Here is a 20,168-nt window from a genome sequence, read left to right as displayed (position 1 = left end):
CGGAGAGGTGTTTCTGGATGTTCTTCCGGCATTAAATGTTCAGGACGAAGGATTAATGTATTATATTTAGTTTACATCATTTATTAAAAAACAGCTATTATGACAAAGATCGCTCAAAATATGACAGGATTGATTGGGAGTACGCCCCTTGTGAAAGTGAACAAGATGGCTGATGGGGCAGTCGCTGAAGTGGTTGCAAAGCTTGAGTTTTACAATCCCGGTGGGTCGGTAAAGGACAGACCTGCATTGTCTATGATAGAGGCAGCAGAGAAAGAGGGAGTCCTTGATTCGGAAACCATTATTATTGAACCTACGAGTGGAAATACTGGTGTGGGGCTTGCTTTAGTGGCTGCAGTAAAAGGGTATAAGTTAATACTTACTATGCCCGAAAGCATGAGTATTGAGCGTCGGAAACTTCTTAAAAAGTTTGGTGCTGAATTGGTGCTTACACCGGCATCAGATGGCATGAAAGGAGCCATTGCTAAAGCTCAGGAGATAGCCGAAAAACATACTAAATCTTTTATTCCACAGCAGTTCAAAAATAAAAACAATCCGGATGCCCACTACAGAACCACTGCGCAGGAAATTTTGGATGACACAGATGGTCTGGTGGATGTGTTTGTAGCAGGAGTTGGAACCGGAGGGACGATTACCGGTGTCGGTCATCATTTAAAGAAGAAGCAACCGGGTGTGAAAATTGTAGCTGTTGAGCCCTCTGCTTCTCCTGTTTTGTCGGGTGGACAGCCGGGGCCTCATAAAATTCAGGGGATTGGTGCCGGTTTTGTGCCGGATATTCTCGATCAGGAGGTTATTGATGAGGTTATTACTGTGGAAAATGAGGATGCCATCCATTTTAGCCATGAGGCAGCACAAAAAGAGGGAATTCTTTGCGGATACTCATCTGGCGCTGCTTTGTGGGCTGCCATAGAACTCGCAAAAAGGCCGGAGTTAAAAGGGAAACGAATAGTGGTATTATTGCCTGATACCGGTGAGCGGTATTTGAGTACGTTTGAAATTTGAATCAATTTTCTATCCAAAAGCCGTTTCTGTTTTGGCAGGGACGGTTTTTTTATGTCTATTGGCCCTGACTATTCTTTTTATTCTCTTATCTGGGGTTTATGCGAAGGGAAGTCAGGTTGAGCGGATGATGAAATTTTACCTCCTGTCGGTTCTGTGGCGACAGGAGGTTTTTTGTTTCGTAGCATAACCCTTCTTTAAGGGTTTTACGCATGGAAGGAAGCTGCTGCATGTCGTTTCTCTTCTGAAATTCCTGCCAGATCAGGGATGTTTTTAATCGTTTCCCCAACGATAAACAATAAAGGGGTGTCTTCCAGTAATTTTTCTTCGCACAGCTGGTCAAGCTGGGAGATTACTGCCCTTGAGTTGGGATTGGAAATATTGCTCAGAAGTGCTACCGGAGTGGATTTGCTCCACCCCTCTTTCTGTAGTGCTTTCGATATTTCGCATTGAAATTTGGCCCCCATGTAAAATACCAACGTGTCTGCTTTTGGAAATGGTCGCTGAGTCATGTCATGTCCCATTACGAAGGCGATGGAAGAGGAGATGTTTCTTTGCGTCAGGGGGATGCCAAACTGGGCTGATGCGGCAAAGGCACTGGTAATTCCCGGGATGACTTCCACATCAATGTGGTGGCTGTTCAGAAATTCCACTTCTTCTCCTCCGCGTCCGAAAACAAAGGGGTCTCCACCTTTCAGCCGAACTACTTTTCGGCCTGTGAGCGCAGCATTGAGCAATAATTCATTGATCTCCTCCTGTTTTTTGTAATGCTGACCACACCTTTTGCCAACGGGGATTTTTTCAGCTGAAAACCGGTCAAGGTAAGAGACATCCAGCAAAGCATCGTGAAAAATAAAGTCGGCTTCTTCCAGGTATTGATTGGCTTTAAGGGTTAAAAGTCCCGGGTCTCCTGGCCCGAAACCGGCAAGAATCACTTTCCCTTTTGGTCGGGGTATCGCCTGATGCAAGTTTGGAGAGTGAAGGCTTCTGTCATATTTTTCAGGTGATGTGTTTTTCAGGGAGATTTGTTCACACTTAAACTCCAGATGGTTTTTAATCAGATTACGGATTTTTACCGATCTGGCCGGACTGTTTCCATTCGATCCCACTGCAATGGTGATGTCCTCTTTTTTGTGGATGGCCGGCGAAATAAAATCTCCTGATTTGGGCCGGTCAGCGACGTTGACCAGAATGTTCTGTTCTTCACAATCGCGACGAATGGCTTCATTGGTTGTTCTGTCATTGGTACAGGCATATACCATGAAAGCTCCTTGCAAATCTGCAGGCTCATATTTTTTTTTGTTAATGTTGATGTTATTTGTTGCCTGTAATTCAGGATTCACTGCTTCGCCGATGATAGTGATGGAGGCATTGAAGCGCTGAAGATTCTTTACTTTTTGAAGAGCTACACGCCCCGCACCTACGATCAGGATTTTTTTGTCCTTAATATTGATTGAAATGGGTAAAAACTCTGCCTGAAGATTATTGGTATTGTCCATGGGGTGCCTTTTTTAGGTTGGGGCAGGGGACTCCCGTAGGAGCTCTTTGCCCGGTAGATTGGTTTATTGAGGTTGATTTTTAATGCCGGAAATCCTTCCCCTGCTTTGTCTCTGTGACATATTTTTGTCGGATAGCGAAGTCACCAAAGGATTCCTGTTTTAACCTGTTTTTGGAGAAATCTTTAATGATGGGTTCCAGTTCTGTAAGAATGTCCGCTTCAGTAAGTGTTTCTCTGTAAAGTGTGTTTAGTCTGTTTCCGGTATTGCTGCCACCCAGGTAGAGATTGTAATGACCGGGAGATTTTCCGATGAGTCCGATCTCTGCCAGGTAAGGACGTCCGCATCCATTGGGGCAACCGGTCATTCGTATCACAATCTCTTCTTTTAGCAGGTTGTACTTATTTAAAATCTCTTCAATTTTTGTGATCAGGTCGGGCAGATATCGTTCGGCCTCGGCGAACGCCAATCCGCAGGTATTCAATGCCACACAGGCGATTGAGTTCTGACGTAAGCCTGAAAGAGGCGTGGGCCATACTTTGTGTTTTTTTAGAATTTTGGCTACTTTCTCTTTTTCGTTGGTGTTGGCAATAATCAGATTTTGATTACCTGTCAGAATAAACTGTGCATCATTCACTTCATTGGCCACCTCCCGTAAGGCTGTTTTAAGGGGGAGCTGCTCAGAATCTTTTATTCTTCCACCTTCAACGAAAAGATTAAGACTCCATTTTTCGTCTGTGCCCTGCTTCCAGCCATAACGATCGCCATTGCGGGTAAACCTGTAAGGCTTGGCTTTTTCCAGAGGAAATCCCAGCGCTTTGTTGAGCTCTTTCCTGAACCAGTCAATTCCGTTGGTGTCGATGGTGTATTTAAGCCGTGCTCTTTTTCGGTTTTCCCGATTTCCATGCTCTTTCTGGATGAGGACGATTTTTTCGGTAACATCAATTACCTGATTCGGTTTGCAGAATCCAATTACATCTCCCAGTCTTGGGTAGGTTTCGGGTATTCCAAAGGTGGAACCCATTCCTCCGCCTGTTGTTATGTTGTAACCAATTAGCTTTCCTTTTGCTTCTATGGCAATGAATCCAAGGTCTTGAGAGAATACATCCACATCGTTGTATGGAGGAATGGCGATGCCAATCTTAAATTTTCGGGGCAAATAACGATCTCCGTATATGGGTTCTGTCTCCTTTTTGCTGGAAGAAACAAGGTTTTTATCAAGCCATATTTCGTGATAAGCTCCTGTTTGCGGTGTCAGGTGCCTGGATAAATCACCGGCCAGTTTATAGACCTGCGCATGGAGCGGAGATTCGGAAGGATTGGCATGTGACATTACATTTCTGTTGACATCACCACATGCCGCAATGGTATCTAACAGGACTTCGTTGATTCCCTGAATGGTGGGTTTCAGGTTTCTTTTTATGACTCCGTGGAGCTGAAATGCCTGGCGGGTCGTTAGCTTAATGGTTCCATTGGCATGGCTGTCGGCCAGTTTGTCCATTTGCAGCCATTGGTCGGCTGTGGCAATTCCACCCGGCAGACGTACCCGGATAAGAAATGAGAAGGCCGGTTCCAGTTTTTGATATTTCCGCTCTTTGGCAACATCACGGTCGTGCTGCTGATAAATTCCATGAAATTTGGATATTTGTGTGTCGGCAGGGGCAATGGCTCCGGTTACCGGATCTGCCAGACTTTCTTTGAGTGTGCCCCGAAGATAATTGCTGTCATATTTTATTTTTTCTACTTCCGAAAGTGTGGTCCAGTCTATTTGATTGCTCATGTCTTTGGTGTTTTATTATGAAAGTATTGTTCCTGATTAATACACGTCAGCCTGAAACCTCCGCTCTTTCTTTAATTTCTTGAGGTATCCTTTGGCTTTTTCGGGAGTCATTCCTCCTTGCTTTTCGATGATGGAAAGAAGCGTTGCCTCCACATCTTTAGCCATCGTTTTCATGTCGCCACACAGGTAAAAGACTCCATCGTTTTCCAGCCATTTAAAAATCTTTTTTTGTTGCTTTTGGAGCTTGTGTTGCACATAGATTTTCTCTTTCTGGTCGCGAGAGAAAGCCAGATCTATTTTGCCGAGGTATCCTTCTTTTAAATATTTCTGCCATTCGGTCTGGTAAAGAAAATCAGAGGAAAATCTACGTTCCCCGAAGAATAGCCATGTCTTGCCTTTTTGTCCGATGGCCTCCCGCTGTTGGATAAAGGCGCGGTAAGGGGCAATGCCGGTTCCGGCGCCAACCATGATGATGGGACTGCCATTGGGCGGAAGGCGGAAGTTTGGATTCTTTTCGATGTATATCAGTATTTTATCGTCCACTTCCTTGTGTTCGGCCAGGTGTCCGGAGCAAGCACCCAGTCGTTGTCTTCCTTTGTTTTCGTAGATAACTTTAGATACTGTGATGTGAACTTCTTCTCCCACAGCTTCCTGGCTCGAAGAAATGCTGTAAAGTCTTGGGGGCAATGGTCGCAGGATTTCCAGGAGTTCCACGGCAGTTATTTTTGACGGAAATTCATGCAGTAAATCGAGTACATCATGACCGTAGAGATATGTTTCCAGCTTCTGGTCATCCTTTATGAGCTTTTTTACCTCTTTGTGATTGGTCTTTTCTGCATATTTCTCAATCAGATCTCTGGTGAGAATGGTGATTTCGTAGTGGTGCAGCAGAGCCTCACGGAAGGAGATTTTTCCGGCATGTGTGTCCAGCGACTCCGAACCATCATCTTTGAGAGAGGATAGTAGCTCGTCTACCAGTTTGTCGGGGTTTTGTGCAATTACTCCAAGTGAATCTCCTGGTTCGTATTTGATTCCTGAATTCTCAATGGATATTTCCAGATGATATACTTCCTTGTTAGATTCATGTCCCGTAATGCGAGCCTTGTCCAGGATGGTTGCTTCATAAGGATTCTTTCTTGAATAGGTTCTGGTTGCAATTCCGGTTGGATTCTCCGGGCTTGAAGTGGACAATTCTTCAGCTGGCTCACTGTGCAGGTTGTTGAAAACTTCCCGTTTCCATTGATCTGCATCTGGCTGGTAATCCACATCACACTTCACCAAATCGGTAATTTCTTCGGCACCTGATTTTAGTAAGGCTTCTTGGATATCTATTCCTGTTTGGCAAAAATGTTTATAGGATTTATCGCCCAGCGCAAGAACAGAAAATTTTAATCGCGTTAGTTTGGGAGCCCGTTTCCCGGTGATAAATTGATGAAAGTCCTCAGCCATCACCGGCGGTTCGCCTTCTCCGTGGGTGCTGACGATGATGAGCAGGTTTTTTTCATTCTTCAGGTTTCGCGGTTTGTATTGGTCCATCGCCACCAGAGTGCTTTCAAAATTCTTTGCTGTGGCTTCAGCGTGAATCTTGTTGGCTATTTTTTCGCTGCGTCCCGTGTGTGTCCCATACAGGATGGTCAGGGGTGTTTTTGCTGTTTTTTCGACCGCAGCCGGAGAAATTTCGGAATCAGCGGAAGCAAATGTGCTTGCCGAAAAGCCCTGGATGTAGCCATTCAGCCAGATGGCTTGTTCTTTTGTCAGATTCGTTGTTAATTTTTCCAGCGACTTTAACTGAGCTTCGTTTAGAGGTGATAGTTGGTTACTCATTTTGGTTTGTGTCATTAGATGGTTAATAAGGTTTTACTGTTTCTGATTTCTGTAATAGGTCAACAAAGTGGTGTCTAAATGCCGAAAACTGAATTTTATGTTCCTGATTGGCTTGTGTTCAGAACTTAATTGTTAGCTATTGATTCAAAATAATTTCTTATGATATTTCTGGTTTCTATAGACGCATAAACATCCCTGGCATTGGAGCTTACGGCAATTCTCAGATGGTCTTTCTGGTAGATGGCGGGAGAAACAAACTGGCAAAGTTCCGGTTGATCGTGAATATTTACGAGCACACCTGCTTTTTTACCATCATTCGCTATTTGCTTATCCAGTTGAGGGTTGTTGGTGCAGGAATAGAACATCAGATAGCCTTTGAGGTCGCTTTTTTCATAGGATTTAATGCGATAGGGGATGTTACTTTTTTTTAAATCATCGCATATCTCTAATGCAATGACTTCAACTTTGGCATCAAATCGTTTCAGAATCTGGATTTTTTTCCATGCCGACTGTCCTCCTCCGATTACGAGGATTTTTTCTCCGGTGATGTTGATGGCTATTGGCAGGTAATTTTTTTGTTTCATAGTTCCGGGGGTTGATAGTTATTGAAAAATCCATAAAAAAAGCCCTTCTACATTATGCAGAAGGGCTTTCATTTTAAATTTTAATATCCTGATTCAATTATGATATTTACCTTTCTGCAATATATAATGGTGACACATACACATCATGGTATATGTCATTTTCATCATCATATTTGCAGAAAATATAGCTTGCATTTTGGTTGGTTTTTTGTTGTTTCGAATTCAAATATAGGGGACTATTTTTTTTAAAAGAAATAAAATCGGATAAAAGTTTCCGAAATTATTTGTTCTTCATGTCTAAAGTGTACTATTACAGGTAATTAGTTATTTTGTAAAAGTTAAGCATTTTAAAATGGTATGAATTAATTTGTGTTTTATATTGGCTTAAGTTTATAGTTGCATGTGTATATTTAGAGAGTGCTTCGGGCTGATCTCTCGTAATGACGTTTTTTTACTTTTATATGGAATATGTTGGCAGGGGCCTTGTCCGAAGCAATATTTAATTGCAAAACGTTATTTGAATTTAATGCCTTTATCTTTTGTGTTCTCTTTTTTTTAAAGGGTTTTTTAAGTGTTTTGTATGTTTTATTAGTGTTAAAGCATGGTCTTTTTGTGGGTATTAGTTTTTCATTTATGTAAGTTTCAGTAAAATAACTAATTGTGTTTTTATGAGTTGTTGTTGACAAGGTTGTTGTTCGACGATATTCTCCAGTTTCCGGCAGTTCATTTGAGGGGGGTATGGAGGCAAGAAAGTGGGGATTGAAATGGGACCGTTGTTTCAGCAGGTTTGCCGAAAATTAGATACTTTTGTGTAAGTATTAGAAAATGATCTGCTGAGTCCATGAAAAAAAATATATTTACTCATTTGTTCCCCCAGAATTATATCATTGCATATCCTGTTCGTGGTAGTTTGATCTTATTCTTGTTTAGCCTTTTGTTTACTGTTTTTTATCAGCCATTAAATACACATGAAGGAGAATTCCTGAACTTCGAATTGACGATGTTGATTTATTCGGGAGGAATCTCGCTTACAGCAATGGGAGGCATTTTCTTGCTTAGAGTGGTTCCCTTTTTTGGAATTGATAAGCATTGGACTTTTGGCAGGGAATTGCTTGCTGTTTTATTGTTGATGCTCATGATGGGGTGTGCCGTTTTTCTGCTGGCTTTTATTGTGGAGCCTCTGTCAGTCAATTCAAGATGGAATTGGGCTACATTTTTTGATTCCATTATCAGGACATTTTTTATAGCCATTCTTCCTTTTGTCTATTTTACTTCATCCAATCTTAAGGTATTTTACGGGAGTAGTGATCTTTCTCAAAATATGAATGCAAATGAAAACCCTGAGAAAGGGGAAAAGGTTAATATTTCCTCTCAGTTAAAAAAGGAATCGCTGCAATTCTTTGAGGATGAATTTCTTTATGCGATGTCGGATGGAAATTATGTCATTTTCTACTTGTTTCGACAGGGAGAAGTAAAGAAAATACCCATTCGTAACTCCATTTCACAGATCGAAAAGCAGCTTGAGTCATTTCCTGCTTTTGTAAGGTGCCATAGGGCCTATATTGTTAACGTGGACCAGGTTCAGAAGAAAAAAGGAAACAGTTTGGGCTACCGGCTTCGTTTGTCTCATATTTCCGGAGAAGTGCCTGTATCACGTTCCAGAATTTATGATTTTGATCGCCGCTACTGTTGATTTTGGGTCTTGTTCTTTATCACAAAAACTTGTTGCTGATCACAAAGGAGGAGTCTTCCTTATCATTTTATCACAAAACTTTTCTGTATATCCCAGTTTCTTTGGGCTTTCTGTATCCTTTATTCTCTTTGCATCAACGTCATGACGAAAGAGGAAAATCCTGAGTTTAAATAAATGTTCTCTTTTGTCGGGCGAGATGAACGCAGAATGTTTTACAAAACAAAAAAAATGGGGATTATGAAAAGGATAATGAAATGTTTATGGTTTGGACTCTTCTTGCTTTTTCTTTTAGACATCAGTTTAAATGCTCAGAAACTGGTTAAAATCAACGGAGCTGTAACAGCGAAAAACGGAGGGCCAGTAGAATTTGCCACCGTGGTATTTAAGTCATTGCCCGATTCTGGTATGGTAACAGGTGTCATTACCGGATCGGATGGTGGGTTTTCCGTGAATGTGCCAGGAAGTCAGGAGGGGTTGATTCAGGTTAGCTGTGTCGGTTACGAGTTGTCTTCTCAAAAAATAGCTTTAGCTGGCCGTGAGTTTTATGATATGGGAGAACTTACGCTGATTCCTGCTTCCTATGCTTTAGAGGAAGTAAGGGCAGTCAGGGATCGGATAAGAGCCAAAAATACTTCTGGCGGAACTACTTATTTTGTAAATCGAAATATGAAGGAAGCTTCAGCTTCCGGAATTGATATGGTGAAGTTTGTTCCTGGTATTCAGGTGGACATGATGCAGAATGTGATGGTGGAAGGAAGAAATAATGTGGTGATTCTGGTGGATGGAATTGAACGGTCGGTCGATTTTCTTGGGCAGTTGGATTCTGACCGAATTGATAAAATAGAAATAAACCATCAACCCGGGACACAATATCGCTCAGATGTTTCTGCCGTGGTGAATGTGGTTACCCGGAAAAACGAGGTTCGTGGTTTTAGTGGCCATTTGAATGGTGAAATTCCTGCTCGTTCGAACGAGATTTACTCTTTTCCCTCCGCAAGTGTTTTGTATAGCGCCCCGAACCTTAATGTATTCAGTTCGTACCGGGGGGAGTTTAGTTATTTTGATATTGAATCTGAAAATACGAAAAAGATTTTTGAAGGCCCGGAGTTGGTGTTGAAAAACAGAGAATTGTTGAGTCAGAAGAACTGGTCGCATAAAGTGATGGCCGGAGTGGATTGGTTTCCGGATTCGAAGAACCAGTTTAATATTTACGCATTTGTAAATCCTTATTCAAACGAACAGGATGGTTTTGTGACTGCCACCCGGGACACAGAGAATGAAACTCGTTTTGAAAAGTCATTGGAGAAGGATGAACTTGATGACAATCTTGCCTTTGGTGGTTCTTTGTATTTCAAGCATTTGTTTGATGGAGCAGAAAATCAGTCGGTTGCTTTTGAGGCAGGTTATTATCAGTTTGACGGTCGAAAGGGAACAAAATACATGGAAGATGAGGTTTTTTGGACCTCAACGGATGCTTACGAAAGAGCCCTTATGGGAAAAATGGAGTATCAGGTGGGGCTGAATTCGCGCTGGCGTTGGATGGCCGGGGGAGAGGGGCATTTCCGGAAATTGGGAGATGCCGTTGATGAAAGTGAAGATTATCAGGAAAATATATTGTCAGGTTTTACTTCAATTGTTGTTCAGGGGTCTGGTTTTGAGGGGCAGGCAGGAGTGCGGGCTGAGTTTTTTCAAAATAAGGTGGGCGGCGAAGAGCTTGATGGTGTATGGTCTTTCTTTCCGTTTGTCTCATTTTCTTTTAAGCCTTCCGCGAAACATCAGGTGAAATTAAGTTACCGCAGGTCTGTGGTACGTCCTCACCTGATACAGTTGATGCCCTCTTTGCTTTCAAGTGATTTTTTCACTCAAAAGCAGGGGAATCCTTATTTACATCCGGAGTTTTTTGAAGAGTTGGCGCTGGAGTATTCTTTATTGGTCGGAAATCAGTTCCTGTCTGTGGGACCATTTTTTTCCAGGAGTACAGATGTGATAGCTGATTTTACAACAATGAAAAATCCGGAGGGGTTTTTTAAGCAGCCGCAAAACCTTGGAGATATCACACGGTTAGGTGTCCGGTTTAATGCAGCACTTAAGCCATTCGATCGTCTGATATTTAGTTCTTATTTCAGGTTCTTTCGCCTGGAAACAGCGCCGAAAGGAGTAGCACTCATGCACCAGATCGAGTCGGTAAAAAAGTGGACTTCAGAGTGGGGATTTGGATTGTCCTGGCAAATGAACCATGGCTGGTCATTGTCGGCTTCGGGGATGCAAAGAGCCGATGTTCATCAAATTCAGTCTTCTTTTTATGAGGATTTTCTGTATTTCGTATCTCTGGACAAAAAGATATTCAGGAATCTTACAGTAGGGGTCACTAGTGCTGTTCCTTTTGCCGGGAAGGTCACTTATCAGGGGTATTCCCTTATGGGAGATGGTTTTTCTGAAAATGTTGATGACAATATCCTGACATCGGAATGTCCTTTTTGGTTTAAAATAAAGTACACTTTTTCATCGGGCAAAAGCAGAGGAAAAATTCGTGATTCCGATGTGTTTGAAGATAAACGTATGAGGGATGGGTTTTAAATTAAAAGACCCTTTCCTAAGAATATGGTCTTTTTAGCTCCCCAGGCAGGACTTAAATCTACGACCTGCGGATTAATCCCGATTCATCGGGACGCTACTTAGGAATTCTGCTCCAAGAGAGTGGTTTGCTATTCCTGAATGCACTGTAAGAATAGGAGGTTCTGCTCAATTTTCAAACAAAGTTGCAAAAAGAATAAAATGTTTTTTGGTGATGAATTAAGTGTTTGTTTTTAGGATTTTCGCGTTAACTTGGATTTGTTATTGTTTGCCATCACAAAGATCTTCCAGTTCCATCATAATCTTGCGCTGTTTTGCAGCAGGAATTTGCAAAGCATCCAACTCTTCCTGATGGCTATTTAGTTCGCTGCAAAGCACAATGCCTTTATTGAGCAGATGTTGTTTGTGTGCTTTGGTCAACTGAGTTAGGGTGGTCACCGGAAAAGCGTGAAATTTTTCAACCAATTCTTTAAGGCTGTCTTTTTCAGGATAATCCCAACTCATGAGGTTTAATCCGCTGCAACGGCCATAATCCATGGCATCGGAGGTAAATCGTGTGTTGGTAACCACCCACCCGTGGAAGCGAAGATCTTTATACTCGGGCAGCGCCTGCCGGGTTTCGATGATATCGTTCACCCTGGAGCGGATGTAAAGCGGGACCTGAACGCTGGAGAACTTACCCTGGCTATTATGGTATTTGCACTCTACGAGATGTTGATTTTCCTCATCAGAGGCAATTACATCAACCTCGTGAGTCACGCACTTACCGTTTACTGTTTGACCAACTTCCACATCAAAACCTTTGAATCTGAAAATGTGTCCTATAAAATGCTCAAACGGATAGCCGGAGGGGCCCAGTTCCATAATGGCCTTCTTTAGGCTATAACGGGCTGCCATGCTTCGTCTTTTTTTGCGCAACAGGCTGAAGGCACGTCTGTATATTTGCTTGGTTGTGGTGCCATCCGTAAGCCAGGACTCGATTTCATTGGTTATTTCATCGATGAGTGTGGATTCGGCTCCTGCCCGATAAAGCGATGCTTTAAGTTTGGATGGTAGAAATGGTTGGGATTCTCCTGATTCTTTTAGGATGAGTGGATATTGGTTCATAAGTTTATTTATTGCTGTTAATGTTCAGCAACAATGATAATAAATTTTTTTGGTCTGATGTATAAAAAAGCCCCTGAAGGGAAAATCCGACAGGGGCCGATATAATTTTTTAATAACTGATTATCCAAGTAGTGAATTGAGCATCCATACAGTTTTCTCCTGCTCTGAGATGAAGTCGCTTGCCAGGGCATTGGTTCCTTCATCATCTGCTTTTTCGGCAACTTCCAGTAGTTCCCTTTCAATTTTTATAAGGGTACTCAGGTTCTCCAGTGTGGCTTCCACTAATTTCATGCCGTCGTTTTCATCTTTTATAACAGCAATTTTTGAAGTTTTAAGGTAGTCCTCAAAAGTGTGAAGAGGAGTTCCCCCCAAAGTTAAGATACGCTCTGCAACTTCATCCACTTTTTCTGCTGCATCGTCGTAAAGCTCTTCAAATTTATTGTGCAGAGTAAAGAACATCTTTCCTTTTACGTTCCAGTGAAAACCTCTGAGGTTTTGATAAAATACTTGAAAACTGGCCAGTAGTTCATTTAACTTTTCGTTTACTTCACTTGTGTTTTGAAGTCCAATTAATTCATTTGTATTCTTCATAATTCTATCTTTTTTGGTTTTTGTTTAGAACAAAATTAGTCAAAAGTCTAATGTCAATCAAATAGGAAATCTTTATTCAATATAGATTTGGTTTATAGTCTGAATGGTAGTAAAAAAAAACTCCGCCACGAATATGTCGGGCGGAGTCTGGATATTTTTTGTTGTATTAATCAGGCATTTTTAGCAGCAATCAAATTAAGTGCTGAACCTGCTTTGTACCATCCAATCTGTTGTCCATTGTAGGTATGAAGAGCCTTAATGGTATCTTTAGTGCCATCGGCATGTTCCACTTCAATGGTAACAGGTTTGTCAGGAGCAAAAGATTCTAAATCCGTGAAGTTAAAAACATCATCTTCCTGAATTTTATCGTAATCGTTCTCGTTTTCAAATGTGAGGGCAAGCATTCCCTGCTTTTTGAGGTTGGTCTCGTGGATACGTGCAAAACTCTTTACCAGCACCACTTTTACCCCAAGGTGACGTGGTTCCATGGCAGCATGTTCGCGTGAAGAACCCTCTCCATAGTTATGGTCGCCCACGACGACGGTAGGTATATTTTTGGCTTTGTATTCCCTTTGAACATCAGGAACTTTGCCATATTCTCCGGTCAGCTGATTTTTTACATTGTTACTTTCGTGGTTGAAAGCATTGATGGCACCAATCAGCATGTTGTCGGATATGTTGTCCAGATGCCCGCGGAAACGCAACCAGGGACCGGCCATTGAAATGTGGTCGGTGGTGCATTTGCCGGCTGCTTTAATGAGCAGTTTGGCACTTGAAATGTTTTTCCCGTCCCACGGTTCAAAGGGCGTGAGCAGTTGCAGACGCTTACTGTCGGGTTTTACTACGACCTCTAATCCGGACCCGTCTTTGGCAGGTTCCTGATAACCGGCATCTTTCACATCAAAGCCTTTGGGCGGAAGTTCATATCCTGTTGGCGGCTCCAGCTTAATTTCTTCGCCTTTGTCGTTTTTCAGTGTGTCAGTCAAAGGGTTGAATCCAAGCTCCCCGGAGATGGCGATGGCTGTCACCAGTTCAGGAGATGCCACAAACGCGTGTGTGTTGGGGTTTCCGTCGGCACGTTTGGCAAAGTTGCGGTTGAAGGAGTGTACAATGGTGTTTTTCTCCTCCTTATCGGCACCTTCACGTGCCCACATACCAATACAGGGGCCACAGGCATTTGCGAAAACACGTCCACCCATCTTTTCGAAAAGATCGATGTAACCGTCTCGTTCAATGGTGAAGCGAACTTGTTCGGATCCAGGAGTTACCGTGAATTCTGATTTTACTTTCAGTCCTTTGTCCACTGCTTGTTTGGCAATGGATGCAGCACGGGAGATGTCTTCATAAGAAGAGTTGGTACAGGATCCGATAAGACCGAATTCAACTTTGGTTGGCCATCCGTTCTCTTTGGCTACTTCGCGAACCTTGGAAATAGGGGTGGCCAAATCGGGGGTGAAAGGACCGTTGAGGTGCGGCTCCAGCTCACTGAGGTTAATTTCTATTACCTGATCGAAATATTTTTCAGGGTCGGCATAAGCTTCCGGGTCTCCTGTCAGGTGTTCTTTTACTTTGAGGGCTTCATCTGCCACATCATCACGTTTGGTAGCCCGGAAATAACGAACCATAGCATCGTCGAACCCAAAAGTGGAAGTGGTGGCACCAATCTCAGCACCCATATTTCCGATGGTCCCTTTTCCGGTTGCAGAAAGTGATTGAGCACCTTCGCCGAAATATTCAAGAATGTATCCGGTACCCCCTTTTACAGTAAGTAGTCCGGCGACTTTAAGGATGATGTCCTTGGGAGCAGTCCAACCGTTTAGTTTTCCGGTAAGTTTAACTCCAATCAGCTTGGGGAATTTTACTTCCCACGGCATCCCGGCCATCACATCAACGGCATCAGCACCACCTACGCCAACTGCAATCATTCCAAGTCCTCCGGCATTTGGAGTGTGAGAGTCGGTACCGATCATCATTCCACCGGGGAATGCATAATTTTCCAGCACTACCTGGTGAATAATTCCAGCACCGGGTTTCCAGAATCCTAGGCCGTATTTATTGCATACGGAACTCAGAAAATCGTAAACTTCTTTGTTGGTAACTTTTGCACCTTCAAGGTCTTTTGCAGCCCCTACCTGAGCCTGAATCAGGTGATCGGCATGGACGGTTGACGGGACTGCCACTTTATCTTTTCCGGCCTGCATAAACTGCAGAAGGGCCATCTGTGCGGTGGCATCCTGCATCGCCACCCTGTCGGGAGCAAAATTGACATAAGATTTTCCCCGCTCAAAAGGTTGAGCCGGAAATTCATCGGCCAGGTGACTGTAAAGAATTTTTTCTGTCAGTGTCAGTGGTCTGTTCAGAAGGGCACGAGCTGTTTTTATCTTCTCGTCCATTCCGGTATAGACCTTTTTAATCATATCAATGTCGAATGCCATGGTTAAATGTATTTTTGTAAGATGATTAGTTGTTTTCGGTTACAGATTGACAAATTTAGTGAAAACTTGCCGGATTACAGGTTTATCCAGTAAGCATAATCTGTTTAAAACAGTATTCTTTTAACAAATAATGGTAGGTTTTGTTTTTAACCTGCCATATACATAAATCGGTAATTCTTAATCTGTAGCAATGCGGCCAATAAAGGGAGAGGGGCAGGCTATTCCTGACTCAGGACGTTGCTCTGCGCTGTTGTTTGTTTACACCTTACCTGTTTTATGTATAAAGCATGCCCGTCTATAAAGTCGGGAAAGTTTGTAAAAAGTCATGTGTCTGGTCAGTAAGTGCCAGTTGCAAAGCCTGCCCCGATTTTTTTTCGGGGGCTTGCGAAGCCGCCAAAAACCGAGTTTACTTGGGTAAATGAGTATTTTTGCGGCAAGCGTAACGCAGCAAGTGGTACTTTATGGACAGACACTAAGTAATTGAAGGTAAGTTTGACTGGTCAAATATTTTACGGTGAGCGATAACTCATCAAGAGGGTGTAGGTGAAATGGAATAAAAGTGTATTTTGTTTTCAGAATTACTACATTAACATATATTTTGGAGAAAAATGGAACAAGTATGGAGCTTTGGTTTTTCAAATCTGCGACAAATTGCTTGTGATTGAAGCTATCGCGGAGGCTCAAGTTAATGTATAAAAGAATTGTGAGTTCCATCAGATTAATTAATTTAGATTAAATTCTGACTAATGAATCAACCAAAACCTTTTGATTGTGAATATTCCCCACAATTTGCAGAACTATTGGGGAAACTGGGTATTTCCCTGGCTGTAAGTACATATCAGGCCGGTAAAGTTATTGTAGTCAGCTCTGTGAATAATGACAGACTTATTCAGTTGCCCCGGACTTTCCCCGGCGCAATGGGGATGGCTGCTTTTGAGGGTAAGCTTGCCGTTGCCAATACTAATGAAGTTGTTTTGCTCCGAAATGAGCCATCCCTTGCGGCTGGTTATCCGACAAAACCCGGAATTTATGATTCCATTTATCTGCCCAGAGCTTCTTTTTATACTGGCAATCTGGCTTTACATGATATGGAGTTTGTGAATGGTAAGTTGCTGGCAGTTAACACCCAGTTCTCTTCAGTGAGTGAGATTAAAAGTGAAAGCAACTTTGTTTCTGTCTGGCAACCTCCCTTTATTAGTGATTTGCAACCGGAAGATCGATGTCATCTTAACGGAATGGCTGTTGCAGGCGGGCAGATAAAATATTTAACAGCTCTCGGGCAGGGAGACCAACCACATCAGTGGCGCGAAAGCAAAATGAATGGTGGTGTGCTGATGGAGTACCCATCCGGGAAAATTATCCTTGATAATCTTTCTATGCCCCATTCTCCGAGGGTTTATGATGATGAACTATATCTGTTGAATTCTGCACAAGGCGAATTGATTAAAGTTGACCCCCGCCATAAATCCTATGAGGTGATTGTCAGTCTTGGTGGTTTTGCCCGTGGAATGGCTCGTTACGGAGACTATCTGTTTATCGGGGTTTCCAAACTCAGACATAACAGTCCGGTCTTTGCTGATTTACCCATTGCAAAAACCTCTTTTGCAGGGGTTATTGCAGTTTACCTGCCCTATAAAACTGTCGTTGGGTTTATGAAATATACCATGAGTGTTGATGAAATTTATGATGTAAAGATTCTTCACTCTTTGCGGCCCTCAATTTTATCTGCCGATATGGATATCCACAAAGCTGCTTATGCGTTGGGGCAAAAATCGTTTTGGAAAGAAACGGAGAAATCTCAACCTCAACCTCAGTCTCAGCCTCAATCTGCCCCCCTTAAACGAAGTTATTCCACACAAGTCATCAAAAATGTTGCATTGTCGGTAATCAAAAGGAAGTTTCCCGCCTTAATAAATGATGATTTTGACAGCAACGGTGACTATGGTGATAAGGATTTAATGACGGCTTTGGTTGTTGTTTTGGAACAAAAACCTGCGGCCATGGCTTTGGTTCAGATGAAAGGAGAAAAAAGTTTTAATGTCCCTTCTTTTAAGGTGATGCCTGAGCATTATGGGCGAGGTGTAGAGCAATATTTGGTGCGCCAAATTGATATTGTTGCAGGTCACAATAAGATAGATTGGGATAACCGGTCTGATTTTTTTGACGAAAAGTGAAACTATTGTCAGAAAATCAAGTTTTTATAATAAGATTCAGTTTTGTGATGTAGATTTTGGAATTGTCTTCCACCCCAGGGCTTTTGTCCTGTGTTTGTGCTCTCAGACTTTCAGCCTGTTTACTCCTTGTGTGTTTTATCTAAATGGCAAGGTAAGAGACTGAGATTAATTTATTATCACTATTGTCCGGAGAAATCTTTAAACGGGCACTAGTGATTTCTTTTGTGGTTTTTTACGTTGTAATCGAAAATTTTGCTGATGAAAAAGAAACTGCTTTTTATTCCAAGACATAAGGAGTGGAATCGCCTGGTTGGTAAGTTTCACAAACTGTATCGTCGTGTTCAGCTGGCTTTTCTGGATGAGAATAGCCATAGTGCTGAAATTAATAATTTGTTGCAGAAGCTTCAGCGTGTTTTTGCGCGTTTGGAGAAATTGCAACATGCTGTTGGCATTCGCCTGGCCGGTACAGCCGCTGCGTTGATGTTTTCAGGAGTATTGGCTTTTGGACAGGAATTTACTGCCAGGGGGGAACTAAATGTTCTTGAACCCGCTGCATTACAAAGTTGGGGTAGAAGCATGTTTTTTGATGTGGATGGAGACGGAGAAACAGAATTGTTGCAGACAATGACCTATTCAGGGAGTAACACCGGGATAGCCGTTTTTGAAGAGGATGAATCCGGAGCTTTTATTAATGACGGATTTCTGATGGCTGACGGGGTGGCAATCAATTACTATGCACTGGGAGATTTTACCTTTTATGATTTGTCGGGTGATGGCATTCCTGAACTGGTTGTTCAGGTAAGCAGCAGTATTAAAGTTTTTTCAGGTAACGGAGGTGGAAGTTTTTCTTTTAACGGTGATTTAATGGTCGATGAATCAACTGCTTTATATCTCGACCACCTTAATGCCATTGAAATTGCCGATTTGGATGAAGATGGAAACCCGGAACTATATGCAGGGATAACTTCAAGTCCACCCTATCGCTTACCAATCAGGAAATTTGATATAGCTGATGGGTTTGCTGTAAATCCAACTTTTCTTGAGGCTGAAGAAGGTGTTGTTCTTGAGGATGTTCGGGGGTTTTCTTTTGTGGATCTTGATGATGACGGAACTCTGGAAATGGTTGGATCAATTTATATGGACAATCATTTAAAAGTTTTTCAAAATAGTGGCAATGATGTTTTTGCCGGTTCGGAAGTCCTTTTGGACAGCAAAGGTGATGAGATTTTGACCAATAATGGATATTTTTCTTTTGTTCATCTCAATCCTTCAGATGATTTGTTGTTGTCGGTCAGTCAAAGTGGTGAACTGCTGCGTTTCCTTCAATCGACGCCTGCTACTACCTTTGTTAATGATGGTACAACCTCTTCTCTGAATCATGTTGACATTGATGAGTCCTGGCCTTTCCATTTTGCCGACATCGATAAGGATGGTTTGGATGATTTGTTGCTTTGTATGCCCGATGATTCCGGGGGCGGAGGACCATTGGCTCCTTCAGCCGGTCAGCTGAAAAGCGGGGCATCAAGTAATCCTGTTCGTATTTTCAAGAATAAGGGCAATGAACATTTCATATTTGAAGAGGATTTGCAGGTTGATGGAAAGGATCTGGAAACAGGAGTTTTTGCCTTCACAGACCTCGATGATGATGGAAATGTCGATCTGGTTTATTCCGGGTTTGTTCTTTATGATCCTGTTGGTGAAGAGATGTTTTATGAGTATTTGCTGGTAGCTTCTTACGGTGATGCTGATGGCAATTTTACTGGATTGCAGGTGCTCAGAACTACCGGTGGAGATGTTTTGCCTTCTGCCGATTTGTTCAACATCGCTTTTGAGGATTTAGCCGGGGATGGAATACCCGATTTGTTTGGCGGAACTACAAATAATTCATTAAAGCATTTTGTCAACACGGGAAGCGGATTGGAGAATCCTGTAACTGAAGCCGTTACCTATAGTATTACGGGGAATTATCCGAACGGTGCTGCCTTGGTAGATGTGGATGGTGACGGGGATCTGGATCTTAGCGTATCTGATACATATTATAATAAAATTGCTGTATTTAGGAATGATGGAACTGGAGTTCTTGATTTTAGTAATGCAGTATCCTTTAACACCGAAACCTTGTTTGCTGATGGTGCTAAAATCCCTGTTCAGACAAGTGGGATGGCGACCGGTCCTCAAATAACGACATCCGATTTTGACAATGATTGCGGACGTGATTTGTTTGTTACCATGGATAACCGTATTCACCGTTACGCCTATGTGGATATCACTCCCCTTTTCATAGAGTGTGTGATGAATTCTTCGCGTGATTTGGACATGGGAGAAAGTGCATATTTGGTGAGTGGAACCGAGCTGGATCCTGTTCAGGTAGTTGATAAATGTGGAGTTTCACTTTCCAACAGTTTTAACGAGGCTGCCTCACTAAGCGGTGCAGAATTGCCGGTGGGTATAAATACGATAATCTGGACGGTGACAGACCAGGAGGGAAATGCTGAAGAATGTAGTTTTGATATCGAAATAACAGGCGATGTTACCCTGATTGAAGAGCCCTCAAAAATTAGTTCATTGCGAATCTTCCCAAATCCTGTCGGTTCGGTTTTGAATATTGTCACTGCGACAAAAGGAGCTTATTCTATCTCTTCTTTGAACGGAACAAGAGTAGCCAATGGTGAACTTGGTGCTTCCGGAGGGCAGATTGATGTGAGTGGATTGTCTGAAGGTGTTTATATTCTTCAGGTTATTGTTGATGGAGAGACCGAGACCACCAGGTTTGTGAAGCGGTAGGTTTGCTTTTTGTATTAATTGCTTAATTCTATAGCCCCTTTTCTGCATTTCTGAAAAGGGGTTGTTTTTTTACATATCTGTGTTCCTCAAAGAATTGGGATAATTGTGA

At 42.4% G+C, this 20,168-nt stretch carries 12 protein-coding genes; 5 read left to right on the top strand and 7 right to left on the bottom strand.

From position 1 onward, the window contains the following. Positions 1-99 precede the first annotated feature (99 nt). Positions 100-1,020: a cysteine synthase A gene (gene cysK, locus W7W_RS0111695; RefSeq protein ID WP_010663941.1), complete on the top strand. Its 921-nt coding sequence runs from the start codon at positions 100-102 to the stop codon at positions 1,018-1,020. Between the two features lie 203 nt (positions 1,021-1,223). Here cysK and cobA read toward each other — a convergent pair whose 3' ends face one another. The 4 genes from cobA to W7W_RS0111675 form a co-directional block, all read right to left on the bottom strand. After that, on the bottom strand, positions 1,224-2,516 hold the full coding sequence (gene cobA / locus W7W_RS0111690; protein ID WP_010663940.1) for a uroporphyrinogen-III C-methyltransferase: 1,293 nt from the start codon (positions 2,514-2,516) through the stop codon (positions 1,224-1,226). Positions 2,517-2,595: 79 nt separating this feature from the next. Then, a complete protein-coding gene (locus tag W7W_RS0111685; RefSeq protein ID WP_010663939.1) occupies positions 2,596-4,293 on the bottom strand; it encodes an NADPH-dependent assimilatory sulfite reductase hemoprotein subunit in 1,698 nt (565 codons plus the stop codon). A gap of 36 nt (positions 4,294-4,329) precedes the next feature. Beyond that, a complete protein-coding gene (locus tag W7W_RS0111680; protein ID WP_029510583.1) occupies positions 4,330-6,117 on the bottom strand; it encodes an assimilatory sulfite reductase (NADPH) flavoprotein subunit in 1,788 nt (595 codons plus the stop codon). Positions 6,118-6,242: 125 nt separating this feature from the next. Continuing rightward, entirely contained in the window at positions 6,243-6,701 is a 459-nt protein-coding gene (locus tag W7W_RS0111675; RefSeq protein ID WP_010663937.1) for a precorrin-2 dehydrogenase/sirohydrochlorin ferrochelatase family protein, read from the bottom strand. Between the two features lie 841 nt (positions 6,702-7,542). Here W7W_RS0111675 and W7W_RS22110 point away from each other — a divergent pair. After that, positions 7,543-8,394, top strand: coding sequence for a LytR/AlgR family response regulator transcription factor (locus W7W_RS22110; protein WP_010663936.1), 852 nt, complete (start codon positions 7,543-7,545; stop codon positions 8,392-8,394). Between the two features lie 237 nt (positions 8,395-8,631). Beyond that, complete coding sequence (locus W7W_RS0111660) at positions 8,632-10,971, top strand: TonB-dependent receptor (RefSeq protein WP_162097980.1); 2,340 nt, start codon at positions 8,632-8,634, stop codon at positions 10,969-10,971. A 258-nt stretch (positions 10,972-11,229) separates the two neighbouring features. Here W7W_RS0111660 and W7W_RS0111655 read toward each other — a convergent pair whose 3' ends face one another. The 3 genes from W7W_RS0111655 to W7W_RS0111645 form a co-directional block, all read right to left on the bottom strand. Next, positions 11,230-12,075 carry a restriction endonuclease gene (locus W7W_RS0111655; RefSeq protein ID WP_010663934.1) on the bottom strand — a complete coding sequence of 282 codons (846 nt, stop codon included), beginning with the start codon at positions 12,073-12,075 and terminating at the stop codon, positions 11,230-11,232. A 120-nt stretch (positions 12,076-12,195) separates the two neighbouring features. Next, positions 12,196-12,666 carry a Dps family protein gene (locus tag W7W_RS0111650; protein ID WP_010663933.1) on the bottom strand — a complete coding sequence of 157 codons (471 nt, stop codon included), beginning with the start codon at positions 12,664-12,666 and terminating at the stop codon, positions 12,196-12,198. Positions 12,667-12,836: 170 nt separating this feature from the next. Beyond that, positions 12,837-15,101, bottom strand: a complete 2,265-nt coding sequence (locus W7W_RS0111645; protein ID WP_010663932.1) for an aconitate hydratase — start codon at positions 15,099-15,101, stop codon at positions 12,837-12,839. Between the two features lie 746 nt (positions 15,102-15,847). Between W7W_RS0111645 and W7W_RS22105 the strand changes: the two genes are divergently transcribed. Both W7W_RS22105 and W7W_RS0111635 read left to right on the top strand, forming a co-directional pair. Beyond that, positions 15,848-17,275: a TIGR03032 family protein gene (locus W7W_RS22105; protein WP_010663931.1), complete on the top strand. Its 1,428-nt coding sequence runs from the start codon at positions 15,848-15,850 to the stop codon at positions 17,273-17,275. A gap of 258 nt (positions 17,276-17,533) precedes the next feature. After that, positions 17,534-20,059, top strand: coding sequence for an FG-GAP-like repeat-containing protein (locus W7W_RS0111635; RefSeq protein ID WP_010663930.1), 2,526 nt, complete (start codon positions 17,534-17,536; stop codon positions 20,057-20,059). The last annotated feature ends 109 nt before the right edge of the window (positions 20,060-20,168 follow it).

The sequence above is a fragment of the Marinilabilia salmonicolor JCM 21150 genome, assembly GCF_000259075.1.
GTDB classification, from domain to species: Bacteria; Bacteroidota; Bacteroidia; order Bacteroidales; family Marinilabiliaceae; genus Marinilabilia; species Marinilabilia salmonicolor.
The sequence above is the reverse complement of the archived record's forward strand: the minus strand, read 5'-3'. Positions and strand labels throughout refer to the sequence as shown.